The organism is Streptomyces sp. NPDC005866 (assembly GCF_040629895.1).
Taxonomy (GTDB): Bacteria; Actinomycetota; Actinomycetes; order Streptomycetales; family Streptomycetaceae; genus Streptomyces.
The window spans coordinates 328,747-352,343 of record NZ_JBEXWP010000002.1 but is presented as its reverse complement, the minus strand read 5'-3'; the positions used below and the strand labels follow the sequence as shown (position 1 = coordinate 352,343).

Here is a 23,597-nt window from a genome sequence, read left to right as displayed (position 1 = left end):
CGGGGCCTCACAGAAGTCCTACGGCGGTGTCCACGGCGGCGGCCACGTCGCCGTCCGCCGGGTACAGCAGCGAGCGGCCGACCACCAGGCCGCGCACGGTGGGGAGTTGGAGGGCGCTGCGCCACTTCTCGTAGGCGCCGGCCTGCTCCTCGACGGAGCCCCCGACCTCGCCGCCGAGGAGGACGGCGGGCAGGGTGGACGTCTCCATCACCTGGGCCATGTCGTCGGGGTTGGCGGTGACCGGCACCTTGAGCCAGGTGTAGGCCGAACTCCCGCCGAGGCCCGAGGCGATGGCGATGGACTTGGTGACCGCTTCCGCGGACAGGTCGTTCCCGACCTTGCCCTCGGGGGTGCGGCGGCTGATGAACGGCTCGACGAAGACGGGGAGCCGGCGCGCGGCCATGTCGTCGATGGCGCGGGCGGTGGACTCCAGGGTGGTCAGCGAGCCCGGGTCGTCGTAGTCGATACGCAGGAGCAGCTTGCCGGCGTCGAACCCGAGGCGCTGTATGTCCTCGGCGCGGTGGCCGGTGAACCGGTCGTCGAGTTCGAAGCGGGCGCCCTGCAGTCCGCCGCGGTTCATCGAGCCCATGACGACCTTGCCGTCGAGGACGCCGAGCAGGAGCAGGTCGTCGAGGATGTCGGCGGTGGCGAGGACGCCGTCGACGCCGGGCCGGGACAGGGCCAGGCAGAGCCGTTCCAGCAGTTCCGCCCGGTTGGCCATGGCGAGCTTGTCGCCGCCCACGCCGAGGGCGCCGCGGGCCGGGTGGTCGGCGGCGACGATCATCAGCTTGCCGTCCTCGTTGAGGAGCGGGCGGCGGGCTCTTCGCGCGGCCGCCTCGGCGATGGCCTCGGGGTGGTGGGTGCGGGTGTGGACGAGGGCCGCGATGTCCACGCTCGGCTGCCTGGCGGGGGCTGTGCCGTCGTGGTGCGCGCCCGCGACGCGGCCGGCCCTCACAGCACCGCTCCGGCGGCGAGCGCGGCCGCGATCTCTTCGCGGGTCGGCATGGCGGACGAGCACTCCAGGCGGGAGGCCACGATGGCGCCGGCCGCGTTGGCGTGCCGCATGGTCTTCTCCAGGTCCCAGCCTTCGAGGAGGCCGTGGCAGAGGGAGCCGCCGAAGGCGTCGCCGGCGCCGAGTCCGTTGAGGACGCTGACGGGCAGGGGCGGTACCTCGGCGGAGTCGCCGTCGCGGTTGACGGCGAGGACGCCCTTGGGCCCCTGCTTGACGACCGCTATCTCGACGCCGGCGTCGAGCAGGGCCTGGGCGGCGGCCTGCGGCTCACGCACGCCGGTCGCCACCTCGACCTCGTCGAGATTGCCGACGGCGACGGTGGTGTGCTTGAGCGCCTCCGCGTAGAAGGGGCGGGCGCTGTCCGGGTCGTTCCAGAACATCGGCCGCCAGTCGAGGTCGAAGACGGTGGTTCCGGCCTTGGCCCGGTGGGCGAGGGCCGCGAGGGTCGCCGTACGGCTGGGCTCCTCGCTCAGGCCGGTGCCGGTGACCCAGAAGATTCGGGCGCCCCGGACGGCGTCGAGGTCCAGCTCGTGGGCGTCGATCTCCAGGTCCGGGGCCTTGGGCTGCCGGTAGAAGTACAGCGGGAAGTCGTCCGGCGGGAAGACCTCGCAGAAGGTGACCGGGGTGTTCAGTCCGGGGACGGAGGTGACCCAGCGGTCGTCCACACCGAAGTCGCGCAGCGCCTCGTGCAGGTAGGCGCCGAAGGCGTCCTCCCCGGTGCGGGTGATGACGGCGGTGCTCCGGCCGAGGCGGGCGGCCGCCACGGCCACGTTCGTCGCCGACCCGCCGAGGAACTTGCCGAAGGACGACACCTGGGCGAGCGGGACACCGGTCTGGAGCGGATAGAGATCCACCCCGATCCGTCCCATGGTGATCAGGTCGTACGCCATCGGCTTCCCTTCGTCACGGCTCTCCCCCGGTTTGTAGTCCTGGACAGGAGGTCGTGTCAATGGTTTGTCCGGACATTCGGACGAGAGACCGCAACGGAGCCGGCGTGCACCGCTCGCCCGAATGTCAACGCGCCCCGCCGACGCACCGGCCCATGCCTGTGCCCCGGCTGTGTCACAAACACCCCTCTTGTGTCACACATGTCGCACCTACGCGGGTTCTCTGTCACACCTGGCCCACAGCCACTTGCCCATGGTCACTCTCCGTCGTTCACCGGGCGCAGGGTTTGTGATCGCCAGCGCAGCGCCCGGCTCCCCCGACGACCGCCTCCGGTCGCCCCCGCGGTGCGCGCAGGGAGGTGCACCTCATGACCGACCGAAGGCTCTGGTCCTACAAGGAGATCGCGGCACACATCCGCGTGCAGCCCGACACCGTCCGCTCCTACCGCAAACACGGGCTGCTGCCGCCACCCGACCATGTCGAGCGCGGCAAGCCCTACTGGTACGCCGACACGGTCCGCGCCTGGGTCGCCTCCCGGCCGGGCAACAGAAACCGCAGAGACCTCTGAACCGGGCCCGTCCCCTCCGTCGAGGACGGGGCACGGGACGCTCAGGCCCACGGCTCGATGACCGTCACCCCCGCTCCCGGCGCCCCGCCCATCGACGCCAGGGCCTGCGGGGCCGCGTCCAGGGTGATCGTCGAGGTCACCAGGAGGTCGGGGCGGAGGGTGCCCGCGCGGACCAGTTCGAGCATGGCGGGGTAGGCGTGCGCCGCCATGCCGTGGCTGCCGAGGAGTTCCAGTTCCAGGGCGACCGCGCGGGCCAGGGGCACGGGGGTGTTGCCGTCCGGCGACGGCAGCAGACCCACCTGGACGTGACGGCCGCGGCGGCGGAGGGAGTCGACCGATGCGGCGGCGGTGGGCGGTGAGCCCAGGGCGTCCAGGGAGAGGTGGGTGCCGCCGGCGGTCAGGGCGCGGACCGCCGCCGCCGGGTCGCCGCCGTCCGACGCGTCCACGCAGTGCGCCGCGCCGAACCTCCTCGCCAGGTCCAGGGCCTGGGGTGACACGTCGACCGCCACCACCCGCGCTCCGGACGCCGCCGCGATCATCACCGCCGACAGGCCCACGCCTCCGCAGCCGTACACCGACACCCACTCCCCCGCCGCGACCCTGCCCCGCTGCACCACCGCGCGGAACGCCGTCGCGAAGCGGCAGCCCAGGGAGGCAGCCGTCGTGTACGGCATGTCCTCGGGGACCGCCACGAGGTTCACGTCGGCGTGGTCCAGGGCCACGTACTGGGCGAAGGAGCCCCAGTGCGTGAAGCCGGGCTGCGTCTGGCGTTCGCAGACCTGCTGGTCGCCGGCCGCGCAGGACGGGCAGCTGCCGCAGGCACAGACGAAGGGAACGGTGACCCGGTCGCCGGGCCGCCAGCCGGTCACCCCGGCGCCGGCCGCCTCGACCACACCGGCGAGTTCATGCCCGGGCACATGCGGCAACGTGATGTCCGGGTCGTGGCCCGCCCAGCCGTGCCAGTCGCTCCGGCACAGGCCGGTGGCCTCGACGCGGACCACCACTCCGTGCGGGGACGGTCGGGGGTCCGGGACGTCCCGTACTTCGGCGGGGGTGCCGTAGTGGTCGAAGACGACTGCTCGCATGCGCGCGTGCTCCTTTCGGGGGCTGCGCGAAGGCTAAGCGCCCGTGCGGGGATCCATGGGACCGGGAGTCTCCTCGAATCCTCCGGACTGCGACATCAGGCGCATATGCCTAAAGTGCGGTTTATCGCCCCAGTCCCGATCCGCCGAGCGCCGTCCGCACCCGCAGGAGCACCCAAGGGGACCCCGCCGTGACCCACTCGCCGCATCCCGGCCGGCCGCAGGCCCGCATTCCCGGTCCGCAGCAGCCGCCACCGCCGTACCCCCGTATCCGCGCGGGCCTGTGGAAGCGCTGTCTCGGCGGTGGGCTCGCCCTGTGGGCGCTGACCGCGGTGGTGACGTACGCGACGACGAACACCACGCTGCTGCCGACGCTCATTCTGCTCGGCAGCTTTCTCGTCCCGGTCACCTTCGCACTGTGGGCCTACGAGCGGCATGGCCGCGACCTCGGCGTCAGCGCGATCCTCGGCTGCTTCCTGACCGGCGGCACGCTCGGGGTGCTGGGCGCCTCCGTCATGGAGTACTACCTCGTCCAGCCCTCCTGGGTGATGTTCGTGTCCGTCGGCCTGATCGAGGAGGCGGTGAAGCTCGGCGCGCTGATGTTCGTACTGCGCCGGCTGCCCGCGATCCGGGGCATGCGGGCCGGCCTTGTGCTCGGCGCCGCCGTCGGCTTCGGCTTCGCGGCCCTGGAGAGCGCCGGTTACGCCTTCAACGCGGCGGTCTCCACCGAGGGCATCGACCTGCGGGCGCTGATCGAGACGGAGATCCTGCGCGGGGTGCTGGCCCCCTTCGGGCACGGCCTGTGGACGGCGATCGCCGGCGGTGTCCTGCTCTCCTTCCGCCGCCCGAGCGGCCGCTTCCGCCTCACCGCCCCGGTCGTGAGCACCTACCTCGGCGTCTCCCTGCTGCATGCCCTGTGGGACTCCACGCACGGCATCGCGATCTGGCTGGTGGCGCATCTGGCGGGTACCGGACTGGAGCGGCAGTTGTTCGCCGAGGGGTACATCCCGCGCCCCACCGCCGAACAGGAGCACCTCTTCACGCTGTTCTCGGTCGGCCTGCTGGTGCTCGTCTCGCTGCTCGGCATCGCCTGGGTGCGTTCGCTGGCGCGCCGGGACCCCTCTTGGAGAAATACCCCCTAGGGGTATAGTGTGAAAACAGTGGGGTTCCCTCGCGGGCCCCACCGGCCCCACACGCCTCGACGAGGAGAACGACATGACCGCCCAGACCGACATCCCGGGTTCCGTGACCGCCGTCTACAAGGTGACCGGCATGAGCTGCGGACACTGTGAGGGTTCCGTCTCCGCCGAGCTCTCCGGGCTCCCCCGCGTCAGCTCGGTGAAGGCCGTCGCGGCCAGCGGCGAGGTCACGGTCGTCTCCGCGGCGCCGCTCGACGACGAGGCGGTCCGCGCCGCCGTCGACGAGGCGGGCTTCGAACTCGTCGGCCGCGTCTGACGCAGGCGCGATCCCGGAGCAACACACGCAGTACGAGCAGTACGTACGACGGAAACGTATCTCTCCACCGGGCCGTACCGACCAGCTGATACTGGCTCCGTGCGATCCGGTCCGTTGTCTGGAGTCCGGACATGACCACCAGCCCCACCACCGCAGAGACACGGATAGCCGAGCCGGCCGCCGGCCCTACGGCCGAGGTCGAACTCCTCATCGGCGGCATGACCTGCGCCTCCTGTGCCGCCCGGGTCGAGAAGAAGCTCAACCGCATGGACGGCGTCACCGCCACCGTGAACTACGCGACCGAGAAGGCGAAGGTGACATACCCCGGGGGGGTTCAGATCGCCGACCTGATCGCCACGGTCGAGAAGACCGGGTACACCGCCGAGGAGCCCGCGCCGCCGGAGCCGGAACAGCGACAGGTACCCGAAGCCGGGCCCGAGCGGGATCCCGAACTCGCCGCTCTCCGCCACCGCCTGCTCGTCTCCGCCCTGCTGGCCGCGCCGGTCGTGCTGCTCGCCATGATTCCGGCGTGGCAGTTCGACAACTGGCAGTGGCTGTCCCTGACACTCGCCGCTCCGGTCGTCGTCTGGGGCGGCCTGCCGTTCCACCGGGCCGCCTGGGCCAACGCCCGGCATGGCGCGGCCACCATGGACACCCTGGTCTCGGTCGGCACGCTGGCCGCGTTCGGCTGGTCGCTGTGGGCGCTGTTCTTCGGTGACGCGGGTATGGCCGGCATGCACGACGAGTTCCGGTTCACCGTCTCCCGGATGGACAGCGCGTCCACGATCTACCTCGAAGTCGCCTCCGGAGTCGTCGCGCTGATCCTGCTCGGCCGCTATCTGGAGGCCCGCTCCAAGCGGCGCGCGGGGGCCGCGCTGCGGGCGCTGATGGAGTTGGGCGCCAAGGACGTGGCGGTGCTGCGGGGAGGCCGTGAGGTGCGGATTCCGCTGGCGTCCCTGGCGGTGGGCGACCGGTTCGTCGTACGCCCCGGGGAGAAGATCGCCACCGACGGCACGGTCGTCGAGGGGGTCTCCGCGGTGGACGCGTCCATGCTGACCGGGGAGTCGGTGCCGGTGGACGTGGCCGTCGGCGACGCCGTCACCGGCGCCACGGTCAACGCCGGGGGCCGGCTGGTCGTCGAGGCCACCCGGGTCGGGGCCGGCACCCAGCTCGCGCGGATGGCGAGGCTGGTGGAGGACGCGCAGAACGGCAAGGCCGAGGTACAGCGGCTCGCCGACCGGATCTCCGCCGTCTTCGTCCCGGTCGTCATCCTGATCGCGCTCGGCACCTTCGGGGTCTGGCTCGGTGTCACGGGCGACACGGCCGCGGCGTTCACGGCCGCCGTCGCCGTGCTGATCATCGCGTGTCCGTGTGCCCTGGGCCTGGCCACGCCGACCGCGCTGATGGTCGGCACCGGGCGGGGCGCGCAGCTCGGCATCCTCATCAAGGGCCCGGAGGTGCTGGAGTCCACGCGCCGGGTCGACACCGTCGTCCTCGACAAGACCGGGACGGTGACCACCGGGCGGATGAGCCTCCAGGAGGTGTACGTCGCCGAAGGGGCCGACGAGGACGAGGTGCTGCGGCTCGCGGGCGCGCTCGAACACGCCTCTGAGCATCCGGTGGCGCGGGCGATCGCCGCGGGGGCCGAGGCGCGGGTCGGGAAGCTGCCGGCGGCCGAGCACTTCGAGAACGTCCCCGGACGTGGTGTACGCGGGCGCGTGGACGGGCGCGAAGTGGCTGTGGGGCGCCTCTTCGACGCCGTACCGCGGGAGTTGGCCGCCGCCCGCTCCCGGGCCGAGCGGGAGGGTCGTACGGCCGTCCTGGCCGGCTGGGACGGACAGGCACGGGGTGTCCTCGCCGTCGCCGACGCGGTCAAGGAGACCAGCGCCGAGGCGGTACGCGAACTGCGCGCCCTCGGGCTGACGCCGGTGCTGCTGACCGGGGACAACCGGGCGGTGGCCGAGGCGGTCGCCCGGGCGACCGGGATCGATGAGGTCATCGCCGAGGTGCTGCCCGAGGACAAGGTGGACGTCGTACGACGGCTGCGGCGCGAGGGGCGCACGGTCGCCATGGTCGGCGACGGCGTCAACGACGCGGCCGCGCTGGCCACCGCCGACCTGGGGCTCGCGATGGGCACGGGGACGGACGCGGCGATCGAGGCCGGCGATCTGACCCTGGTGCGCGGCGATCTGCGGGTGGCGGCGGACGCGATCCGGCTCTCCCGGCGGACCCTCGCCACCATCAAGGGCAATCTCATGTGGGCCTTCGGGTACAACGTGGCCGCGCTCCCACTGGCCGCCGCCGGGCTGCTCAACCCGATGATCGCTGGGGCCGCGATGGCGTTCTCGTCCGTGTTCGTGGTGACCAACAGCCTGCGGCTGCGTACCTTCCGCTGAAAGTTACCGCCGGTTCGCGGCAGCGGATGCAGAAGTCCCCCTGGAGTCCAACGCGCACCTCACATAAGCTCTTCACAAGGCTCGCGCATCATCCTTACGCTTGAACTCCGATCGCCATATCGGGGCTCTTGCGTATCTATCGGACATATGCAAGAGACGCAGATCACAGTGATGTGAACGTAACCATCGAAGGGGTTCGAAGGTCTAAATTGGCGATGTCAGACCAGCGTCTTGGGGGGCGCTGACCTGGCATCTGGGGATGTCTTGGGGGACTTCCTCAGAGATGCGTTGCCGGGGCACGTACGACGGGAAGCTTTGAGCGGCCCTCCCGTGCGGTACGGGTCCCGGCAGATCGCACCGCATCACTGGAGTACGACATGTAGTACGGCGAGTTCAGCTCGTTGTGCTCAAAGCAGCGAATTCAGGCGCTGCCATACCGAGCGCCCGGCCGGATCCCGTGGGGGGAATCCGCACCGGGACACGGGAAGGCGCCCTGGTCGCCGGCCCGTGGGGGGACCGGTGTACCAGGGCGCCTTCTGTTGTGCCCGTGCGGTGTTCCGCCATGCCGGTGCGGCGGGGGCGCCGATGAGACGGCGCCCCCTGACCGGCTGGTGTCAGCGCTCCTCGACCGGCACGAAGTCGCGCTCGACGACGCCCGTGTAGATCTGGCGCGGGCGGCCGATACGGGACCCGGGCTCCTTGATCATTTCCTGCCACTGGGCGATCCAGCCGGGCAGCCGGCCGAGGGCGAACAGGACCGTGAACATCTCGGTCGGGAAGCCCATGGCGCGGTAGATCAGGCCGGTGTAGAAGTCGACGTTCGGGTAGAGGCTGCGCGAGACGAAGTAGTCGTCGGAGAGCGCGTGCTCCTCCAGCTTCAGGGCGATGTCCAGCAGTTCGTCGGACTTGCCCAGCGCGGAGAGGACATCGTGCGCGGCGGCCTTGATGATCTTGGCGCGCGGGTCGAAGTTCTTGTAGACCCGGTGGCCGAAGCCCATCAGGCGGACGCCGTCCTCCTTGTTCTTCACCTTGCGGATGAAGGAGTCGACATCGCCGCCGCTGGCCTGGATGCCCTCCAGCATCTCCAGGACGGACTGGTTGGCGCCGCCGTGCAGAGGACCCCAGAGGGCGGAGATACCTGCGGAGATCGACGCGAACATGTTCGCCTGCGACGAGCCGACCAGACGGACCGTCGACGTCGAACAGTTCTGCTCGTGGTCGGCGTGCAGGATCAGCAGCTTGTCGAGCGCCGAGACGACGACCGGGTCGAGCTCGTAGTCCTGCGCCGGCACCGAGAACGTCATGCGCAGGAAGTTCTCCACGTAGGAGAGGTCGTTGCGCGGGTAGACGAACGGGTGGCCCACCGACTTCTTGTAGGCGTACGCGGCGATCGTCGGAAGCTTGGCGAGCAGCCGGATGGTGGAGAGGTCGCGCTGCTTCTCGTCGAACGGGTTGTGGCTGTCCTGGTAGAAGGTGGACAGCGCCGAGACGACCGACGACAGCATGGCCATCGGGTGGGCGTCGCGCGGGAAGCCCCGGTAGAAGTTCTTGACGTCCTCGTGCAGCAGGGTGTGCCGCGTGATCTCGTTCTTGAACGTGGTGAGCTCGTCCACCGTCGGCAGCTCACCGTTGATCAGCAGATACGCCACCTCCAGGAAGGTGGAGCGCTCCGCCAGCTGCTCGATCGGGTAGCCGCGGTACCGAAGGATGCCCGCCTCGCCGTCGAGGTAAGTAATGGCAGATTTGTAGGCGGCAGTGTTGCCGTATCCGCTGTCCAGGGTCACCAGACCGGTCTGGGTGCGGAGCTTCCCGATGTCGAAGCCCTTGTCGCCGACGGTGCTGTCGACCACCGGGTAGGTGTACTCGCCGTCGCCGTACCGCAGTACTACAGAGTTGTCGCTCACGTCTTCCCTCACCGACGTAGTGCCTCATCTTCGAGGTGCCCTGACTGTCTCTACCATCCCCCATTTGGCTCAGGAGAGTGCACTCGGGGTCGACCATTAGGCCCATCGACGGCACTCAGTGCCGCCAATCTGCTCATCCTGCCCCCTTGTTTCCCCAACTGGAAGTGGTCTGTGACCTTCACGACTCATTTGATCGATCATTTTTTGTGATGGCCGTCCATGAGCCGTGTGCGAACCGTCTACGGGCCGTCTACGAGCCGTCGCGGAGCCGGAAGTCCAGTGCCGTACAGCGCCGGCCTGCCGACACCGTGCGCACCGCCTGACCGATCGCCTTGCGAGAACCGACGAGCACGACCAGCTGCTTGGCCCGGGTCACCGCCGTGTAGAGGAGGTTCCGCTGGAGCATCATCCAGGCTCCGGTGGTGACCGGGATCACCACCGCGGGATATTCACTTCCCTGTGAACGATGAATGGTCACCGCGTAGGCATGGGCCAGTTCGTCCAGTTCGTCGAACTCGTACGGAACCTCCTCGTCCTCGTCGGTCAGCACCGTGAGGCGCTGGTCGACCGGGTCGAGCGAGGTGACCACGCCCACGGTGCCGTTGAAGACACCGTTCTTGCCCTTCTCGTAATTGTTGCGAATCTGGGTGACCTTGTCGCCGACCCGGAAGACCCGCCCGCCGAACCGCTTCTCGGCGAGGTCGGGGCGGCCGGGGGTGACGGCCTGCTGAAGCAGACCGTTGAGTACGCCGGCTCCCGCGGGCCCGCGGTGCATCGGCGCGAGCACCTGCACGTCCCGCCGTGGGTCCAGCCCGAACTTGGCCGGAATACGGCGGGCGGCGACGTCGACGGTGAGCCTGCCCGCCTCCTCCGTCTCGTCCTCCACGAAGAGGAAGAAGTCCTTCATGCCGTCGGTGACGGGGTGCTGCCCCGCGTTGATCCGGTGCGCGTTGGTCACCACCCCCGACTGCTGGGCCTGCCGGAAGACACGGGTGAGACGGACGGCGGGGATGGGACTGTCCTCGGCGAGCAGATCCCGGAGCACCTCCCCCGCCCCGACGCTGGGCAACTGGTCGACGTCCCCGACGAAGAGCAGGTGCGCACCGGGCGGTACGGCCTTCACCAGCTTGTTGGCGAGGAGGAGATCGAGCATCGACGCCTCGTCCACGACCACCAGGTCGGCGTCCAGCGGCCGGTCCCGGTCGTAGGCCGCGTCACCGCCGGGCTTCAGCTCCAGCAGTCGGTGCACGGTGGAGGCCTCGGCACCGGTCAGCTCGGCGAGCCGCTTGGCGGCACGGCCGGTGGGGGCGGCGAGCAGCACCTTGGCCCGCCTGGCCCGCGCCAGCTCCACGATCGACCTGACGGTGAACGACTTGCCGCAGCCCGGCCCACCGGTCAGCACGGCCACCTTCTCGGTCAGCGCGAGCTTGACGGCGGCCTCCTGCTCGGGGGCGAGGTCGGCGCCGGTCCGGTCCTTCAACCAGGCGAGCGCCTTGTCCCAGGCGACGTTCCGGAACGACGGCATACGGTGCTCGCCGGTGCGCAGCAGGCGCAACAGCTGGGCGGCGAGCGCCACTTCGGCCCGGTGGAAGGGGACGAGGTAGACGGCGGTGACGGGTTCGGCGTCGGGCGCGGCCCCGGGGAGTCTCTCCCGTACGACGCCCGGGTCCTCCCCGTCCTCGGGCGGTGCGGCCAGCTCTGCCAGGCAGTCGATGACCTGGCCGGTGTCGACCTGGAGGAGCTTGACGGCGTCCGTGATGAGCCGCTCCTCGGGGAGGTAGCAGTGCCCCTGGTCGGCGGACTGGGACAGGGCGTACTGCAGCCCCGCCTTGACCCGCTCCGGACTGTCATGGGGAATCCCGACGGACTGGGCGATCTTGTCGGCGGTGAGGAACCCGATGCCCCACACGTCGGAGGCGAGCCGGTAGGGCTGGTTCTTCACGACGGAGATCGAGGCGTCGCCGTACTTCTTGTAGATGCGCACGGCGATGGACGTGGACACCTCGACGGTCTGCAGGAACAGCATCACCTCTTTGATCGCCTTCTGCTCCTCCCAGGCGTCGGCGATCTTCTTGGTGCGCTTCGGCCCGAGGCCGGGGACCTCGACCAGCCGCTTCGGCTCCTCCTCGATGATCCGGAGGGTGTCCACGCCGAAGTGCTGAGTGATCCGATCGGCGAAGACCGGCCCGATGCCCTTGACGAGACCCGAACCGAGGTAGCGCCGGATGCCCTGGACGGTGGCCGGCAGCACGGTCGTGTAGTTCTCGACGGTGAACTGCTTGCCGTACTGGGGATGCGACCCCCAGCGCCCCTCCATCCGCAGCGACTCCCCCACCTGGGCGCCCAGCAGCGCGCCGACGACGGTGAGGAGGTCTCCGGCGCCTCTGCCGGTGTCGACGCGGGCGACCGTGTACCCGTTCTCCTCATTGGCGTAGGTGATGCGTTCCAGCACGCCTTCGACGGTGGCGAGTCGTCGTTCGCCGGTGGGGGTCCCCGTCTGCTGAGCCATGAACAGAAGGTACCGGCCGGCTCTGACAGCGATCATGGCCTCGGCCCGGATCCGCTACCGACAAGGACGTCCCATGCCCGTACCCGCCGACCCGACGGTCCTCCACCCGATGCCCGAGCACCCCCGGGTGGTCCAGCTCAAGCCGCTCGTGACGTCCCCGCTGATCGAGGTCGGCGAGTACTCCTACTACGACGACCCCGACGACCCGACCGCGTTCGAGACGCGCAACGTGCTCTACCACTACGGCCCGGAGAAGCTCGTCATCGGCAAGTTCTGCGCGCTGGGCACAGGCGTGCGGTTCATCATGAACGGCGCCAACCACCGCATGGACGGCCCCTCCACGTTCCCCTTCCCCACCATGGGCGGCTCCTGGGCCGAACACTTCGACCTGATCACCGGGCTCCCGGGCCGAGGGGACACCGTCGTCGGCAACGACGTCTGGTTCGGCCACGGTACGACGGTCATGCCCGGCGTACGGATCGGCCACGGCGCGATCATCGCCACCGGCGCCGTGGTCGCCGGCGACGTGCCCGACTACGGCATCGCCGGCGGCAACCCGGCCCGCCTCATCCGCACCCGCTACGACGAGCAGGACATCGCCCGGCTGCTGGCGGTGGCCTGGTGGGACTGGCCCGCGGAGCACATCACCGAGCACGTACGCACGATCATGTCGGGCAGCATCGCCGAACTGGAGGCCGCGGCGCCGAAACCTAGGTGACCGGAGGCCGGGGCGCGGCTAGGGTCGCGGACATGCAGTTCCTTCAGATCTACGGCTGACAGGGCGACGACCGGGCCGATGCCCGGGTTTCCCACCCGCGCGCTGTCTGTGCACACCGTGCACGTTCCTCGGAAACGTCGGCGCGCGCCGATTCGCCGTACCCTCCCCCGTAGATCTGAAATGAGCGAGCTTCCATGCCTTCGGTTCCTTCTGTGCCTTCCATCTCCCCTCGCCCTGGCCATATCGCGATGGTCGGCATCCCCGCCGTCAGCCATGTCCTGCCGAGCCTTGAGATCATCCGCGAGCTGGTGGCCCGCGGGCACCGGGTGACCTACGCCAACGACCCCGCGGTGGCCGACCTCATCGCGCCCACCGGCGCCGAACTCGTCCCCTGCGCATCCGTACTGCCGGTCGCCGACAACAACTGGCCCGACGACCCCATCGCCGCGATGGGCCTCTTCCTCGACGACGCCATCCAGGCACTCCCCCGGTTGCACGCCGTGTACGACGACGACCCGGCGGACCTGTACCTGTACGACATCGGCGCGTACGCCGCCCGCGCCCTCGCGGAAGCACAGGGCCGGCCGCTCATGCAGCTGTCCCCGACGTTCGTGGGCTGGGACGGTTACGACCAGGAAGTGGCCGTGCATCTACGACAGTTGCCGGGCGTCGACGCCTATCGGGCGAAGTTCGCCGGGTGGCTGGCGGCGGGCGGGGCGGTCACGACCGACGTGGACACCTTCTCCGGCCCTCCCTCCCGCGCCCTGGCCCTCATCACCCGGGCGATGCAGCCGCATGCCGACCGGGTCGACACGGGCACGGTGACCTTCGTGGGTCCCTGTTTCGACGTCTCCGCAGACGCGGAGATGTGGACGCGGCCTGCCGACTCGGAGAAGGTGCTGCTGATCTCCCTGGGCTCCGCGTACACCCGCCAACCGGAGTTCTACCGCCAGTGCGTTGCCGCCTACGGCGACCTGCCCGGCTGGCATGTCGTCCTCCAGATCGGCAAGTACACCGACCCGCGCGAACTCGGCGAGATCCCGGCCAACGTCGAGGTGCACAACTGGGTTCCGCAGCGGGCGATCCTGGAGCAGGCCGACGCGTTCGTCACCCACGCGGGCATGGGGGGCTGCGGCGAGGGCCTGCTGGCGGGCGTCCCGATGATCGCCGTACCGCAGGCGGCGGAGCAGTTCATGAACGCGGACCGGCTGGTGGAGCTGGGGGTGGCCCGGCGCATCGACACGCCGGACGCCACGGCGGATGCGCTGCGCTCGGCGCTCGCCGCGTTGGTGGCAGACCCGGAGGTGGCTGAGCGTTCGGCGAGGCTGCGGGCGGCGGCACGGGCGGAGGGGGGCACGCGGCGCGCCGCGGACCTTATCGAGGAGATGCTGGGCGGGGGGTCTTGAGGGCGTCGATGAAGGTGGTGAAGGCGGGGGTGGGGAAGGTGAGGGTGGCTCGGGTGGGGGTTTTGGAGTCGCGGATGGCTGTGTGGGTGGGGGTGGTTGCTATCTCCACGCAGTCGTCGCCGTCGCCGCCAGCGGAGTAGGAAGACTTCCGCCAGTTGTCCATGTGGTTCATCACAGTCCTTTCGCCAGCCTCTGAATGAGGTCACGCGACCGTTCCGGTGCGAGCGCCATAGCTCTTACCTCCTGGAAACGGCTTCGATATGTACTTAGTTCGGCCTCTGCGTCCACATAGAGCGCACCCGTGGGAGTGTCGCGGATCACCGTGTCAAGCTTGGTCACGCTGCCGCCCACGTAAGCCATCGTGCTACTGCCCCAAGAAAAGCCTTCGAGATCGAAGGGGATGACAGACACGGTGATGTGATCCGCTTCGGAGAGTTCCAGGATGCGAGTGAGCTGGGCCCGTGCTGTGGCCCGAGTGCCGACCATGATCCGCAGTGCCGCTTCATGGATCACCGCATCGAGCGGGATGGGTCGGGGCCCTTCAAGGATCACACGACGCGCCATGCGGTGACGCACGCGCAGCTCAAGTTCGTGTGGGGTGAGTTCGGGAATTCGGGTGGAGAATACGGCGCGAGCGTAGTCCTCGGTCTGCATTAGGCCTGGCACGAACAGGATGGCAACGTTGCGCTGGAACCGAGCGTGATGGTCGAGTTCGGCCAGATCCAGGAACGACGCGGGGAGCAAGCCTCGGTACTCCTCCCACCAGCCCTTCGTACGGTCCGTGGCCATCGCCACCAACGCGTCGACGAACTCCTCGTCCGTGCACATGTAGTGGACCGCAAGCCGGCGCAGCCGCTTCTCGCTCACGCCCGTGAGTCCGGCCTCGATCTGACTGATCTGAGCGGAAGCCACCCCGAGCAGAGCCGCCGCCTCCCGGGCCGTGAGGCCTGCCGCTTCGCGCAGCCTGCGCAACTCGACCGCCAGCCGCATCTGACGCGCCGTTGGCTGCTGCCTCAACACCATCGCACGCCTCTCCCAACACACCTGTGGACGCAATCCGTTCGAGGGTCAGGTTACGCGACCGGCTTGCAAAACTTAAAAAGATAGGTCTACCGTCGGTGACGCAACGCACACGCAGCGGAAGCGCACCGCTTCGTCCTGCCATGACGGCTGCGGCAATGCCACCCTGCGTGAAACTCCCCCAAAACCACCGGAGTTGATGACGCATGCCCGATGCCTGGGAGTACACCCTCTCCATCCCCAACGACCTCCGTGCCGTCACCGTCAGCCGTCATACCCTCCGGCTGGTCCTCACCGCGCACGGACTCGTCCGCTTCCTCGACGTCGCCGAGTTGCTCGCGACCGAGCTGGTCTCCAACGCCGTACGGCATACGAAGGGCCCCGCCGCGCTGAGGGTGCGTTGGTCACCGCCTGGCACCCTGCGCATCGGTGCGTGGGACGCGGACCCGGAACCTCCCGAGCCACCTGTGCCGTTGGAGGGGCTCGGGGAGCTGGAGGAGGGGCGGGGGCTGGCGTTGGTGCGGGCCTGCTCGGATCTGTGGGGCTGGCAGCCGTTGTCGAGATTCGGCAACCGGGGCAAGTACGTGTGGTGCGAGCTGGCTGCGGCGTAGGGAGCCGTCAGGTTCTACTCCGGGTCCCAGGCCAGGAGCAGGTCGAAGATACGGCGGTCGCCGTCGAGCTTCAGGGAGTCCACCGGGATACGACCGTACAGGGCCAGGGCCAGCTCACCGGCCGTGCCCCGGACGGAGGCGTCGACGGGAGTTGTGCCGGGTTCGGGGAGGCGGGCGGTGCGTGCCGCCGTCGGCTGAGAGCCACAGGCGCCAGGAGCGGCCCTCGGTGGCGTGGTAGTCGACGGCAGCCGGCTCGTGCGGCCAGGCGTCCGTCGTCGCACAGCAGGTGGACAGGAACTCGTCGACACCGTCGAGTGCCACCTCGTCCGGCAGCGGCTGCGGGGCGCCCAGGGTGAGTTGGGCATCGTAGGTGTACGTCGGGATCTCCTGGAGCTGGTGCCGGGCAACGGCACCGCAGGTCTGCGGCGACTGCGAGGTCTCCCACCACGTCCAGCAGCCGCGATCCGGGCCGGCCTCCCGCAACGCGTCCAGTAGCTGCTGCGCCGATGCGGCCCACCAGTCCAGCAGGGCATCGCGCTCCTGAGGCGCAACCGGAACGCCCCATGCGGACTTGGCCGGGGGAGCATCGGCAGGCCCTGCGGCGACGACGGCGGCCCACTTGCGGCGCCCCTCGCCCAGCGGGCCGGTTCGCGCGGGTTGAGCCCCGGCTCAGGACCTCGAACACCTCGTGCCAGCGGGCAGGGTCTACGCTGTGACCTGCGGCCACCGTCTCTTCGTTTGTCCACACAGCACACGATGATCAGCGGTGGCCGTACCTGTCTCTATGCCGACCTGTACTGAGCACCCCCAGTTGGCCGTCCCCGAGTCAGAGGCCGAGGGGTTCATCGGTCGCCGGGAGTAGGTCCCTCGCCTCATGCGCGCTTCGAGCCTGCTGGCTAAGGTCGGCGCTCATGCAGACCACGGGGATTGTTCGCCGCCGGGCGGCGGAGCGTAGGCGCAACACTCTGGAACGGCTCGTTACCGAGCGGGATGTGTGGGTGTCGACAGCACATCCTGATCACGGGCCGCACCAGGTGCCGCTGTGGTTCTTGTGGGATGGGCGAGCGGTGTGGATGTGCACCAGTGCCACTTCCGTGACTGCGCGGAACGTCCGCGAGGAGCCGCGCGTGCGCCTGGCTCTGCCGGACACCTCCGATGTGGTGCTTCTCCAGGGTGAGGCGGAGTGCTTCCTGGACCAGGATGTGCCCGGAGACGCGGCGGAGGCGTTCGCCGCCAAGTTCGGGTGGGACCCGCGTGCGGAGGAGAGTTCCTTTGCGTATGTGCGCGTGGTGCCGAAGAGTGTGCGTGCTTGGCGCGGCGAGCCGGAACTACGCGGCAGAGTCATCATGCGCGACGGGACGTGGCTGGAATAGCGGCCGTCCCTGATTGACTCGTCTACGCCCTGGTCAGCGGCTGTGCTGGCGGGCACTGCCGCCGTGCTTCACCGCCGCCACCATCCGCGCCGACCGCTCCAAGGGGCGCTGGCCCGCCGCCGCCGACGACTCCGGCCGCGTACACAGCTGACACGGCGTCACCATCGCCAAGGCGCTCGCCGACCGGCGCGCCTACCACAAGACCCGGGAAGGACGATGGCCATGGCCAAGGACCGCCCCTGGAAACACCCAGCCGCCCGTCGGCGCTGACTTCGACTTCGCCGACGAGGAAGATGCGCGCCTACTGCCTGCAGCATGCCCGCACCTTCCTGGCCCGGAGTGAGAGCGTCGACGCTGCGATCAGCAGCAGCCGCCCGCTGGACATCGCCGCCCGTACGCCATGATCGCCCGGGGGACACCCATTCGGTGAGGATGACAGCGCCGGATGAGTGTCCCCGGAACTCGGCACAGTCGCTACTTCTTGTGGCAGCCCCACTTGCCGTTGACCTTCGTGTAGTGCTTGCCCTTCGGGCACTTCTTGTGGGTCGGCGTCTTCGTGGGGGTCGGAGCGGGCGCGTGCTGACTGTTGGCCACGTTGGCCTTCGCCGGTACCGCGAGGGCGGTACCCGTTGAGGCCACGGCTGCTCCGCTGGCCAGCATGCCTGTGGCGATACTGACGGCCAGAGTGCGTGCGATCCTGCCTCGCATGATCGGCACCTTTCCGTAGTCGGCGTCACTGCCTCTCAGATCGATTCTTGGCGTCTCTCCCGCAGTTCGCATCTCGATCACGAACATGCTGCTCAAGCACCGGGTAGTTCGGCTAAAGGTTGAACCTGCCTGTGTTTCTTTGGCGTTACGTCGCAGTGCGGCGTTTTAGGCTGCGTACGCTCGCGCCGAGCCCTTGGACGGGGCAGGCGTGCCGGGCGGCCGTACACCGCCCGCGTCATGCGTGGGCCGCGCGACCCGCCGCCACGATCAACCAAGTCCCAGCCGTGACCTCGGTTTCTCCCCGGCAACGCCCCACCGCATTTCAAGGTGTCATCTTCGAGAGGTCGGGGGGCCCTGGCGTGTCGTCTGCGTTGCCAGAGCTCGTGTCCGAGGTCAGGCGCGCATGGCCGCCGACGCCGCTGCAAAAGGGGCAGCAGAAACGGTTCCTGCCCCGCGCCTCTCACCGTGGCAGAAGTTCGGCGGCTCCTGGCAACTGGCCACTCATCCCTCTCCGCTGGCCAGCCCCTCATCAGCGCACGCGCGCTGAGATGGTCGCACTGGCGCAGACGACGCCAAGCCGTCGCCCGCCGCTGCCACTATCAGCGGCGGCTGCACACGATCGAGGGGCGGCACGGGAAAGAGAACACGGGCCGTCCACCAGCCCACCACACCCACCCAAACCGCCCCTGAACAGGGAAAACGTCAAAGTGCTGCTGGAGTACTAGAGGGGAGCGGATTCCCGTCTGGACACCGTGGTCGTCGCCGTCGGCGGTGGCGGGCTCTTCGCCGGGGTGACAGCCTCGGCCCAGCACCACCGGGTCCGTGTAATGGCCGTCGAGCCGACCAACTGCCGTGCCCTGAAAGCCGCCCTGGAAGCCGGACACCCTGTCGATTCACCGTGGACTCCGTCGCCGCCGACTCCCTCGGTGCCCGCCGTGTCTCCGCCATGGCGCTGCGGGCCGCCCAGCAGGACGGTGTGCGCTCCTTGCTGGTGAGCGAGAGGAGATCGTCCAGGCGCGCCAGGCGCTGTGGGACCTTCGCAGGCCGGCCGTCGAACACGGCGCGGCGACCGCGCTCGCCGCGCTCACGGGCCACGGTTACCGGCCCGCCGACGGCGAGAAGGTCTGCGTCGTGCTGTGCGGAGCGAACACCGACCCCAGCGACTTGGCCGACCGGCGGCCCCCCCTCGCGCACTGATCGGCGCACCCGCGCGTCGGCCCGGGTACAGCCTGCTGTACCGGGAGTTGGGGCGTGTGCGGCAATGATCGGCGGGTTCGGCGCTGGTGTGCTGGAGGCATCGCGAGACGCACTGCGAAACGCATCGCAGAACGCGTCGCGAATCGCGCCTCTCAGACTCCGTCCGAACGTCCCGAAGGGACCCCCGGTGACCGTCACCAGCCTCCCGCAGTCGCAGGCCGAGCAGGCCCACACCCCTCTGCGCTCCCGTATCCGCCGCCACCCGCTGACCTGGTTCTTCTCGCTGGCCATGGGACTGAGCTGGCTGGCCTGGACTCCGTACATCCTGTCCGGGAACGGGCTCGGGGTGTGGCACTGGACCTTCCCCGGCGGGGCCGCCGGCAGCCAGTTGATGGGCGTCCTGCCCGGTGCGTACCTCGGCCCGATCGCCTCCGCGCTGCTCGTCACCGGTGTCACCGAGGGCCGGGCCGGGCTGCGGGCGTGGCGGGGGCGGATGACGAAGCTGCGGGTGCGCTGGTGGTGGTTCCTGGCCGTGGCGGTGTCCGTGCCCGCCGCGCTGACCGTCACCTCGGCCGCGCTGACCGGTCAGGGCCCGCTGATGCCGTCGGCGGCCGTGCTCGCCGCGTACGTCCCGGGACTGGTCATCCAGATGATCACCACGGGTCTCGCCGAGGAGCCGGGCTGGCGCGAGTTCGCCATGCCGCAGATGCAGCGCCGGTACGGCCCCTTCGTCGCCACCCTCGTCGTCGGACTGCTGTGGGGCGCGTGGCACCTGCCGCTGTTCCTCACCGAGTGGGGCGGCGGCCCGAACGTCGACCTGTCCCGGCCGCTGGAGTTCATGGCCACCACGCTCGCCTTCAGCTTCGTGATGACCTGGGTCTTCAACCGCTCCGGCGAGAGCATGCCGCTGGTCATGCTGCTGCACACCAGCGTCAACAACTACTTCTCCATGGCGTGGTCGGACATGTTCCCGGACGTCACGCCGGCGGACACCGCCCACGCCTTCCTTCTCGCGGCGGCGCTGGCGGCGGCCGTCGTGCTGGTGGCGACCCGGGGCCGGCTGGGTCTGCCGTCCGGAAGCACTTCCCCTGTCGGCCCGGGTGGCGGGATCCGCGAGGGGCGGTGATGGTGGGCGGCGGGGAACTTGTTCACGCGCAGGGAGAGCTGGAGATGCCCGAGATCACTACTCCGTACGCGACCGGCACCCCGTGCTGGGTCGATCTGATGGCGCAGGACCAGCAGGCCGCGCTGGACTTCTACCGTGACCTGTTCGGCTGGCAGGGCGAGCCCGGCCCGGGTGAGTTCGGCGGGTACGCGGTCTGCACGCTGCGGGGCAAGCCGGTGGCCGGTATTGGTCCTTCCATGGGGCCGGAGGGGCAGCCGGAGGCGCCGACCGTATGGACCACCTATCTGGCCAGCACCGACGCGCAGGCCACCCAGGACACGATCGTCTCGGCGGGCGGCACCCTGCTGGCCCCGGTGATGGACGTCGGCTCCCTCGGCCGGATGCTGATCGCCGCCGACCCGCAGGGCGCGGTGTTCGGGGTGTGGCAGCCGGGCGAGTTCCACGGCGCCGGGCTGGTCAACGAGCCGGGCACGCTGATCTGGAACGAGCTGAACACCAGCGACATCCCCGCCGCCACCGGCTTCTACGGCGAGGTCTTCGGGATCGAGATCCAGCCGATGGAGGGCGCCGAGGGGAACTACTGGTCGCTGAACGTCGGCGGCAAGACCGTCGGCGGCGCCGCCCCGCTCGGCGACGACCGGCCGGGTGTCCCGCCGCACTGGCTGGTGTACTTCGCCGTGGACGACGTCGACTCCACCGTGGACGCCCTGGTCAAGCGGAACGGAACGGTGCTGGAACCGCCGTTCGAGATGATGGCCGGCCGGATGTCGGTGGTCGCCGACCCGCAGGGCGCGGTGTTCGCGGTCTTCAAGCCGAAGCCGATGTAGGACGTGAGACACCGCCGGCAGAGCAGTCCCTGGTCAAGGTCTCCTTGTAACCCCAGGAGCCGTGCTGGGCGTTGTCGTGAGTGATGGTGCCGCCCGGGCCGCCCTGGAGGTGGGTGCCGTTCCACCAGGGCTTGCGGCCCGGTCCAGTTGATCTCGAAGGTGCTACCGGCGAGTGGAGTCGGACTGGGTGAACGCCCGTCGGCTGTGCACGAGCAGCTCGCGCACCGAGGGGTTGTGCGCGGTCTTCCAGATCAGGGCGAGCACTGCCGGTGTCTCGACATCCTCGATCGGGCAGGCGGTGAGCCGGTCACCGTGGCTCGCGGCCATCGAGTCGCTGAGGATGGCCACACCGAGCCCGCGGGCGGCGAGGCCGGCAATGGCGTCCGCGGCGCCGGCCTGCAGGGCGATCGCGGGCTGGAGGTTCTGCGCGGCGCAGGCCTGGTCGAATACCGCACGCAGACCGGTGCCGGGCGGCATGCACACGATCGGGTAGCTCATCAGGTCGCGCAGGGTTACTCGCCGCTGTTTCGCCTGTTGCGCCTGTTTCGCCAAGGGGTGCCCGGCCGGGACCGCCGCGACGAGCCGTTCGCTGATGATGGTCAGCGCCTCCAGCCCGTCGGGGGCGGCGGCCGCGGCCCCGATGAGTGCCAGGTCGACGGCGCCGCTGCGCACGCCCTCGGCAAGCCGGTCGGAGCTGTCCTCCAGCAGCAGGATCTCCACACCGGGATGCGCCTCGTGGAACGCGGCGAGAGCGTCGAACAGCGGGGTGAGGGTGCAGCCCAGCACCATTCCGACGGTGATCCGGCCCCTGATCAGGTCGGTCACCTCTCCCACCGCCTGGCCGACCGCCCCGGCTGCGGCGAGTGCGGTGCGGGCGTATTCGAGCGCGGCCTTTCCCGCGACGGTGAGCGTGACGGTGCGGGCCGACCGGTCGAACAACTCCGCACCGAGTTCACGTTCGAGCTGGCGGATCTGGGCGCTGACGCCGGACTGGCTGATGTGGACCCGCTCGGCGGCACGGGTGAAGTTCTGCTCTTCGGCGACGGCGACGAAGTATTCCAGCTGCCTCAGCTCCATGACTGCTGATTCTAGTTTGCAGAAGACACATCTGTTGGACTTCTGATCGGTCGGTGACCACGCTGAGAAGCGCCGGAACCCGACATCAGGAGGTACCCATGCCGGAGTACGAGAGGGCCATGCGCCCCGAAGACATCACGCGCCTGTTCGTCGAGCGGTCCAACGCCGGTGACGCAGCCGGGGTCGCGGCCCTCTACGAGGAGGACGCGGTACTGGCCTACCCGCCCGGCGAGCTGACGGTGGGTCGGGAGGCGATCCGCGCGCTGTGGGAGAAAGTGCTGGCGGGCGGTCCCCGCTTCGAGCCGGAGCAGCCACTGCCGACGCTGGTCAGCGGCGACATCGCCCTCACATCGACCCCGCCCAGGGACGGGGCCGGTGCGCGGGCCCAGGTCGTCAGGCGCCAGCCCGACGGCAGCTGGCTGCGCCTGCTCGACCAGCCCGAGTTCGCACGAACACCGGGGGCTTCGGGGGCGTGACGGGGGGATTTGTGCCCGCGGGTGGGGGAAGCCTGGCCGCGGAGCACTCGTGCCCAAGCGGCAAGCCCGGAGGCGAAGGACTTGTGCCCCCGTGGCCAAGCCCGCAGACGGAGGAACTTGTGCCCCCGTGGCGGAGCCTGGCCGCGGACGTGTCTCTCCCCGGTGGCACAGATCCGCCAGTCCCCGCCGGTAGGTGACCGTAAGGCGTGCTCCGGCCGTCGCGTCCGGGAATCGCCGGAATAGCCGTGAGACCGCCCCGCGTTGGGCGACCATGACGACGAATGCGCCGCGCTCCGAGGTACTGCGATACACCGCCTTCTCCAGCCGGCCCGAGGGCGGGAACCCCGCCGGCGTCGTACTGGACGCCAGTGGCCTGGACGACGCCGGCATGCTGGCCGTCGCCGCCGAACTCGGGTACTCGGAGTCCGCGTTCCTGACCGCCTCTCCAGAGGAGCGGTCGTACACCATCCGTTACTTCAGCCCCAAGGCCGAGGTGCCGTTCTGCGGGCACGCCACCATCGCGACCGCGATCGCGCTCGCCGAGCGGATCGGCCCCGGGGAACTGGTGTTCGCCACGCGCGCCGGCACCGTGCCGGTGGAGGTGACGGAGGAGGACGGGACGGTCACGGCCACGCTCACCAGCGTCGAGCCGCACGTCGAGCGCCTCGCCGACGCCGACCTCGCCGAGGCGCTCGCCGCGCTCGGCTGGCCGGAAGCCGACCTCGACCCGGGCTTCCCGCCCCGGGTCGCGTACGCCGGTGCCCGCCATCTCGTTCTCGCGGCGGCGACGCGGGCACGCCTCGCGGATCTGGCGTACGGCTTCGCGCGGCTCGAAGCCCTGATGCACCGCCTGGACCTGACCACGGTCCAGTTGGTGTGGCGGGAGTCGGCCACCGTCTTCCACGTCCGCGACCCGTTCCCCGTCGGCGGCGTCGTCGAGGACCCGGCGACCGGTGCAGCGGCCGCCGCGTTCGGTGCGTACGCCCGTGAGCTGGGCCTGGTCTCCGAGGACGCCGTCCTCACCCTGTACCAGGGCGAGGACCTGGGCCGCCCTGGCGAACTCACCGTGACGCTGTACGCGGGTGACCCGCGCGTCCGCGTCAGCGGCACGGGAACCCGTATCGGGTGAAGCAGCCGGTACCCGGCGCGACGGCCCGGCGAGAGTCACGATTCGATTTCGGCCACCTCCCGCCTCTTGCCTCAACCTCGTGTAATCGATTCCAATCCTCGGGACGCAGTGCGTG

At 69.9% G+C, this 23,597-nt stretch carries 21 protein-coding genes and 2 pseudogenes; 13 read left to right on the top strand and 10 right to left on the bottom strand.

The annotated features are described in order from the left end of the window. Nucleotides 1-7: 7 nt before the first annotated feature. Together ABZ396_RS04080 and iolC are read right to left on the bottom strand one after the other, a co-directional pair. Nucleotides 8-892 carry a deoxyribose-phosphate aldolase gene (locus ABZ396_RS04080; protein ID WP_358917203.1) on the bottom strand — a complete coding sequence of 295 codons (885 nt, stop codon included), beginning with the start codon at nucleotides 890-892 and terminating at the stop codon, nucleotides 8-10. Between the two features lie 59 nt (nucleotides 893-951). Further along, a complete protein-coding gene (iolC, locus tag ABZ396_RS04075) occupies nucleotides 952-1,902 on the bottom strand; it encodes a 5-dehydro-2-deoxygluconokinase (protein WP_358917018.1) in 951 nt (316 codons plus the stop codon). Between the two features lie 365 nt (nucleotides 1,903-2,267). Between iolC and ABZ396_RS04070 the strand changes: the two genes are divergently transcribed. Beyond that, complete coding sequence (locus ABZ396_RS04070; protein ID WP_358917020.1) at nucleotides 2,268-2,468, top strand: MerR family transcriptional regulator; 201 nt, start codon at nucleotides 2,268-2,270, stop codon at nucleotides 2,466-2,468. 41 nt (nucleotides 2,469-2,509) lie between these two features. On the opposite strand, the gene ABZ396_RS04065 is transcribed toward ABZ396_RS04070, so the two are convergent. Beyond that, nucleotides 2,510-3,553, bottom strand: a complete 1,044-nt coding sequence (locus tag ABZ396_RS04065) for a zinc-dependent alcohol dehydrogenase family protein (protein WP_358917022.1) — start codon at nucleotides 3,551-3,553, stop codon at nucleotides 2,510-2,512. Nucleotides 3,554-3,741: 188 nt separating this feature from the next. Here ABZ396_RS04065 and ABZ396_RS04060 point away from each other — a divergent pair, with 188 nt between their 5' ends. The 3 genes from ABZ396_RS04060 to ABZ396_RS04050 all read left to right on the top strand — a co-directional run bounded on the left by ABZ396_RS04060 (nucleotide 3,742) and on the right by ABZ396_RS04050 (nucleotide 7,401). Beyond that, entirely contained in the window at nucleotides 3,742-4,692 is a 951-nt protein-coding gene (locus tag ABZ396_RS04060) for a PrsW family intramembrane metalloprotease (RefSeq protein ID WP_358917024.1), read from the top strand. A 73-nt stretch (nucleotides 4,693-4,765) separates the two neighbouring features. Continuing rightward, entirely contained in the window at nucleotides 4,766-5,005 is a 240-nt protein-coding gene (locus tag ABZ396_RS04055) for a heavy-metal-associated domain-containing protein (RefSeq protein WP_358917026.1), read from the top strand. Nucleotides 5,006-5,136: 131 nt separating this feature from the next. Next, nucleotides 5,137-7,401 (top strand): heavy metal translocating P-type ATPase, encoded by a 2,265-nt coding sequence (locus ABZ396_RS04050; protein WP_358917028.1) that lies wholly within the window; start codon nucleotides 5,137-5,139, stop codon nucleotides 7,399-7,401. Between the two features lie 614 nt (nucleotides 7,402-8,015). Here ABZ396_RS04050 and ABZ396_RS04045 read toward each other — a convergent pair. Then, on the bottom strand, nucleotides 8,016-9,305 hold the full coding sequence (locus tag ABZ396_RS04045) for a citrate synthase (protein ID WP_358917030.1): 1,290 nt from the start codon (nucleotides 9,303-9,305) through the stop codon (nucleotides 8,016-8,018). A 250-nt stretch (nucleotides 9,306-9,555) separates the two neighbouring features. Beyond that, the gene (locus ABZ396_RS04040) at nucleotides 9,556-11,814 is read right to left on the bottom strand and encodes an ATP-dependent RecD-like DNA helicase (RefSeq protein WP_358917032.1); all 2,259 of its coding nucleotides are present in this window, start codon (nucleotides 11,812-11,814) and stop codon (nucleotides 9,556-9,558) included. Nucleotides 11,815-11,887: 73 nt separating this feature from the next. On the opposite strand from ABZ396_RS04040, the gene ABZ396_RS04035 reads away from it, so the two are divergent. Both ABZ396_RS04035 and ABZ396_RS04030 read left to right on the top strand, forming a co-directional pair. Next, nucleotides 11,888-12,532, top strand: a complete 645-nt coding sequence (locus tag ABZ396_RS04035) for a CatB-related O-acetyltransferase (protein WP_358917034.1) — start codon at nucleotides 11,888-11,890, stop codon at nucleotides 12,530-12,532. Between the two features lie 248 nt (nucleotides 12,533-12,780). Beyond that, nucleotides 12,781-13,938 carry a macrolide family glycosyltransferase gene (locus ABZ396_RS04030; RefSeq protein WP_358917036.1) on the top strand — a complete coding sequence of 386 codons (1,158 nt, stop codon included), beginning with the start codon at nucleotides 12,781-12,783 and terminating at the stop codon, nucleotides 13,936-13,938. Here ABZ396_RS04030 and ABZ396_RS04025 read toward each other — a convergent pair. Next, nucleotides 13,907-14,101, bottom strand: a complete 195-nt coding sequence (locus ABZ396_RS04025; RefSeq protein WP_358917204.1) for a DUF397 domain-containing protein — start codon at nucleotides 14,099-14,101, stop codon at nucleotides 13,907-13,909. The two genes, ABZ396_RS04030 and ABZ396_RS04025, sit on opposite strands and share 32 nt — an antisense overlap. Before the next feature lie 8 nt (nucleotides 14,102-14,109). Further along, a complete protein-coding gene (locus ABZ396_RS04020; RefSeq protein WP_358917038.1) occupies nucleotides 14,110-14,961 on the bottom strand; it encodes a helix-turn-helix transcriptional regulator in 852 nt (283 codons plus the stop codon). 203 nt (nucleotides 14,962-15,164) lie between these two features. On the opposite strand from ABZ396_RS04020, the gene ABZ396_RS04015 reads away from it, so the two are divergent. Continuing rightward, nucleotides 15,165-15,569: an ATP-binding protein gene (locus tag ABZ396_RS04015; RefSeq protein ID WP_358917039.1), complete on the top strand. Its 405-nt coding sequence runs from the start codon at nucleotides 15,165-15,167 to the stop codon at nucleotides 15,567-15,569. Nucleotides 15,570-15,583: 14 nt separating this feature from the next. Here ABZ396_RS04015 and ABZ396_RS04010 read toward each other — a convergent pair. Beyond that, nucleotides 15,584-16,208, bottom strand: a pseudogene (locus ABZ396_RS04010) (maleylpyruvate isomerase family mycothiol-dependent enzyme); the annotation flags it as partial. A 272-nt stretch (nucleotides 16,209-16,480) separates the two neighbouring features. Between ABZ396_RS04010 and ABZ396_RS04005 the strand changes: the two are divergent. Then, nucleotides 16,481-16,942 (top strand): pyridoxamine 5'-phosphate oxidase family protein, encoded by a 462-nt coding sequence (locus ABZ396_RS04005; protein WP_358917040.1) that lies wholly within the window; start codon nucleotides 16,481-16,483, stop codon nucleotides 16,940-16,942. Nucleotides 16,943-17,416: 474 nt separating this feature from the next. Here ABZ396_RS04005 and ABZ396_RS04000 read toward each other — a convergent pair whose 3' ends face one another. Further along, nucleotides 17,417-17,650, bottom strand: coding sequence for a hypothetical protein (locus tag ABZ396_RS04000; protein ID WP_358917041.1), 234 nt, complete (start codon nucleotides 17,648-17,650; stop codon nucleotides 17,417-17,419). Nucleotides 17,651-18,393: 743 nt separating this feature from the next. Between ABZ396_RS04000 and ABZ396_RS03995 the strand changes: the two are divergent. The 3 genes and pseudogenes from ABZ396_RS03995 to ABZ396_RS03985 all read left to right on the top strand — a co-directional run. Beyond that, nucleotides 18,394-18,847: pseudogene (locus ABZ396_RS03995) on the top strand (pyridoxal-phosphate dependent enzyme); the annotation flags it as partial. A gap of 187 nt (nucleotides 18,848-19,034) precedes the next feature. After that, on the top strand, nucleotides 19,035-19,973 hold the full coding sequence (locus ABZ396_RS03990; protein WP_358917042.1) for a type II CAAX endopeptidase family protein: 939 nt from the start codon (nucleotides 19,035-19,037) through the stop codon (nucleotides 19,971-19,973). Between the two features lie 44 nt (nucleotides 19,974-20,017). After that, nucleotides 20,018-20,800, top strand: a complete 783-nt coding sequence (locus ABZ396_RS03985) for a VOC family protein (RefSeq protein WP_358917043.1) — start codon at nucleotides 20,018-20,020, stop codon at nucleotides 20,798-20,800. Between the two features lie 162 nt (nucleotides 20,801-20,962). On the opposite strand, the gene ABZ396_RS03980 is transcribed toward ABZ396_RS03985, so the two are convergent. Beyond that, a complete protein-coding gene (locus ABZ396_RS03980; protein ID WP_358917044.1) occupies nucleotides 20,963-21,877 on the bottom strand; it encodes a LysR substrate-binding domain-containing protein in 915 nt (304 codons plus the stop codon). A 98-nt stretch (nucleotides 21,878-21,975) separates the two neighbouring features. Between ABZ396_RS03980 and ABZ396_RS03975 the strand changes: the two genes are divergently transcribed. Together ABZ396_RS03975 and ABZ396_RS03970 are read left to right on the top strand one after the other, a co-directional pair. Further along, nucleotides 21,976-22,353: a nuclear transport factor 2 family protein gene (locus ABZ396_RS03975; RefSeq protein WP_358917045.1), complete on the top strand. Its 378-nt coding sequence runs from the start codon at nucleotides 21,976-21,978 to the stop codon at nucleotides 22,351-22,353. Between the two features lie 271 nt (nucleotides 22,354-22,624). Further along, nucleotides 22,625-23,482, top strand: coding sequence for a PhzF family phenazine biosynthesis isomerase (locus tag ABZ396_RS03970; protein ID WP_358917046.1), 858 nt, complete (start codon nucleotides 22,625-22,627; stop codon nucleotides 23,480-23,482). Nucleotides 23,483-23,597 lie beyond the last annotated feature (115 nt).

What these genes read in the sequence shown, in the direction of transcription:
- iolC (WP_358917018.1), bottom strand. Translation starts at nt 1,902, where the DNA reads ATGGCGTACGACCTGATCACCATGGGACGGATCGGGGTGGATCTCTAT.
- ABZ396_RS04070 (WP_358917020.1), top strand. Translation starts at nt 2,268, where the DNA reads ATGACCGACCGAAGGCTCTGGTCCTACAAGGAGATCGCGGCACACATC.
- ABZ396_RS04065 (WP_358917022.1), bottom strand. Translation starts at nt 3,553, where the DNA reads ATGCGAGCAGTCGTCTTCGACCACTACGGCACCCCCGCCGAAGTACGG.
- ABZ396_RS04055 (WP_358917026.1), top strand. Translation starts at nt 4,766, where the DNA reads ATGACCGCCCAGACCGACATCCCGGGTTCCGTGACCGCCGTCTACAAG.
- ABZ396_RS04050 (WP_358917028.1), top strand. Translation starts at nt 5,137, where the DNA reads ATGACCACCAGCCCCACCACCGCAGAGACACGGATAGCCGAGCCGGCC.
- ABZ396_RS04040 (WP_358917032.1), bottom strand. Translation starts at nt 11,814, where the DNA reads ATGGCTCAGCAGACGGGGACCCCCACCGGCGAACGACGACTCGCCACC.
- ABZ396_RS04035 (WP_358917034.1), top strand. Translation starts at nt 11,888, where the DNA reads ATGCCCGTACCCGCCGACCCGACGGTCCTCCACCCGATGCCCGAGCAC.
- ABZ396_RS04030 (WP_358917036.1), top strand. Translation starts at nt 12,781, where the DNA reads ATGGTCGGCATCCCCGCCGTCAGCCATGTCCTGCCGAGCCTTGAGATC.
- ABZ396_RS04025 (WP_358917204.1), bottom strand. Translation starts at nt 14,101, where the DNA reads ATGGACAACTGGCGGAAGTCTTCCTACTCCGCTGGCGGCGACGGCGAC.
- ABZ396_RS04020 (WP_358917038.1), bottom strand. Translation starts at nt 14,961, where the DNA reads ATGGTGTTGAGGCAGCAGCCAACGGCGCGTCAGATGCGGCTGGCGGTC.
- ABZ396_RS04015 (WP_358917039.1), top strand. Translation starts at nt 15,165, where the DNA reads ATGCCCGATGCCTGGGAGTACACCCTCTCCATCCCCAACGACCTCCGT.
- ABZ396_RS04005 (WP_358917040.1), top strand. Translation starts at nt 16,481, where the DNA reads ATGCAGACCACGGGGATTGTTCGCCGCCGGGCGGCGGAGCGTAGGCGC.
- ABZ396_RS04000 (WP_358917041.1), bottom strand. Translation starts at nt 17,650, where the DNA reads ATGCGAGGCAGGATCGCACGCACTCTGGCCGTCAGTATCGCCACAGGC.
- ABZ396_RS03985 (WP_358917043.1), top strand. Translation starts at nt 20,018, where the DNA reads ATGCCCGAGATCACTACTCCGTACGCGACCGGCACCCCGTGCTGGGTC.
- ABZ396_RS03980 (WP_358917044.1), bottom strand. Translation starts at nt 21,877, where the DNA reads ATGGAGCTGAGGCAGCTGGAATACTTCGTCGCCGTCGCCGAAGAGCAG.
- ABZ396_RS03975 (WP_358917045.1), top strand. Translation starts at nt 21,976, where the DNA reads ATGCCGGAGTACGAGAGGGCCATGCGCCCCGAAGACATCACGCGCCTG.
- ABZ396_RS03970 (WP_358917046.1), top strand. Translation starts at nt 22,625, where the DNA reads ATGACGACGAATGCGCCGCGCTCCGAGGTACTGCGATACACCGCCTTC.